Below are 1,983 nucleotides of genomic sequence, written 5' to 3' on the forward strand. Positions count from 1 at the left end.
GCGAAGCTGATCCGCAATGCTCTGCTCCCGATCTCTTTCTGGAGCCAGCCCCGTCATGATGCGACCCGACGCCAAAGTCGAAAAAGTCTATCTCTACCCCAAGCCCGTCGACTTCCGAAAGTCGATTGACGGCCTGGCCGCTCTGGTCGAACTGGATATCAAAGTGGCGGTGTTTGACCCCGTGCTTTTCGTGTTTCTCAACAAGCCGCGCAACCGCGTGAAGATCCTCTACTGGGAACGAAACGGCTTCTGCCTGTGGCTCAAGCGCCTCGAATCCGAGCGTTTCAAAACATCGCCAGACGCCACCGACGAGGCGATCATTCTGACCGTCCAGGAACTCAACTGGCTGCTCGACGGTTTTGACCTCTGGCGTAATCGTCCTCATCAGGTTTTGACGCCGCGCTACGTGGCATGACCCGGTATAATCCGGGCCATGATTTCTCTGCCCGATGACCTTCCTGATGATCCTGTTTTGCTCAAGCAACTGTTGCTTGAAGCCCTCAATCGTCAGGAGGAAACCGCTCAGGCTTATCAGACTCACATCGTCGACCTGAAAGAACAGATCAAGCTGTTGCGTGACCGTCTGTTTGGACGCAAGTCCGAACAATCCGTGGAACCCAACACGCCACAGTTGGCCTTGTTCAATGAGCCTGAAAGCGAGCCAATGCCGTTGGTTGGCGACGCCGATGAGGAAGTCGTTGCACCCACAGTGCGTCGTGGCAAACGCAAGCCGTTGTCAGCCAATCTGCCGCGTATCGAAGTCATCCACGAACTGCCCGAACACGAACTGACCTGTGCTTGCGGTTGCCGCAAACATGCCATCGGGGATGAAACCAGTGAGCAACTGGATATCGTGCCGATGCAGATCCGGGTCATCACACATATCCGCAAGATCTACGCTTGCCGTGGCTGTGAGGCCGCACCGGTCACCGCCGACAAGCCCGCCCAGTTGATCGAGAAAAGCATGGCCAGCCCCAGCGTGCTGGCCATGCTACTGACCACCAAGTATGTTGACGGTTTACCGTTGCATCGGTTTGAAACGGTACTCAGCCGGCACGGTATCGATATCCCTCGGCAAACGCTGGCACGCTGGGTGATCCAGTGCAGCGAGCATTTCCAGCCACTTCTTAATTTGATGCGTGATCGGTTGCTGGAAAGTCCAGTGATTCACTGCGATGAAACCCGTGTCCAGGTGTTGAAAGAACCGGATCGAGATCCAACCAGTCAATCCTGGATGTGGGTGCAAGCCAGTGGCCCACCGGATCGAAAAGTTGTGCTGTTTGATTACACGTCCAGCCGTGCGCAGGAGGTGCCGTTGCGCTTGCTGGAAAGTTACCGTGGCTATGTCATGACTGATGATTACGCCGGCTATAACGCGTTGGCGTTGCAGCCGGGCGTGGAGCGACTGGCGTGCATGGCCCATGCGCGACGCAAGTTCGTGGACGCGCAAAAAGTGCAGCCCAAAGGTAAAACCGGACGGGCTGATATCGCGCTGGCGATGATCAACAAGCTGTACGGCATCGAGCGCGAGCTCAAGGACGTCAGTGATGAACAGCGGTTTACTGGTCGACAGGAGAAAAGCCTGCCGATCCTGACACAACTGAAAAGCTGGCTGGATAAAACCCAGTCGCAGGTGACCGCACAAAGTGCGTTGGGCAAGGCAGTGCATTACCTGGCGAATAACTGGAGTCGACTGGAGCGCTATGTCGAAGCGGGTTACTTGCCCATCGATAACAATACGGCCGAAAGAGCGATCAAGCCGTTTGTCATAGGACGCAAGGCTTGGCTGTTCAGCGACACCGTCAACGGCGCCAGTGCCAGCGCGAAGATCTACAGCCTGGTCGAGACCGCCAAGGTCAACGGCCAAGAGCCTTACACGTGGCTGCGCCACGTACTTGAGCGGCTACCGCACGCCTCGTCGGTAGCAGACTACGAAGCGCTGTTACCGTGGAACTGCTCGCCAGAGATGCCACGGTAACTCGT

General features: G+C 56.5%; 2 protein-coding genes. Both read left to right on the top strand.

Going from position 1 to position 1,983, the window contains the following annotated elements; genetic code table 11:
• Window positions 1-55 precede the first annotated feature (55 nt).
• On the top strand, window positions 56-415 hold the full coding sequence (gene tnpB, locus ACF8E5_RS14490) for an IS66 family insertion sequence element accessory protein TnpB (RefSeq protein ID WP_029614001.1): 360 nt from the start codon (window positions 56-58) through the stop codon (window positions 413-415).
• An 18-nt stretch (window positions 416-433) separates the two neighbouring features.
• Window positions 434-1,978, top strand: a complete 1,545-nt coding sequence (gene tnpC / locus ACF8E5_RS14495; protein ID WP_197844970.1) for an IS66 family transposase — start codon at window positions 434-436, stop codon at window positions 1,976-1,978.
• The last annotated feature ends 5 nt before the right edge of the window (window positions 1,979-1,983 follow it).

Origin of the sequence: Pseudomonas sp. WSY_20, from assembly GCF_043104335.1 — a bacterium.
GTDB lineage: Bacteria > Pseudomonadota > Gammaproteobacteria > Pseudomonadales > Pseudomonadaceae > Aquipseudomonas > Aquipseudomonas parafulva_B.

Bases quoted from the DNA above. Each gene is read 5' to 3' on its own strand.
- tnpB (WP_029614001.1), top strand. From the start codon at position 56: ATGATGCGACCCGACGCCAAAGTCGAAAAAGTCTATCTCTACCCCAAG.
- tnpC (WP_197844970.1), top strand. From the start codon at position 434: ATGATTTCTCTGCCCGATGACCTTCCTGATGATCCTGTTTTGCTCAAG.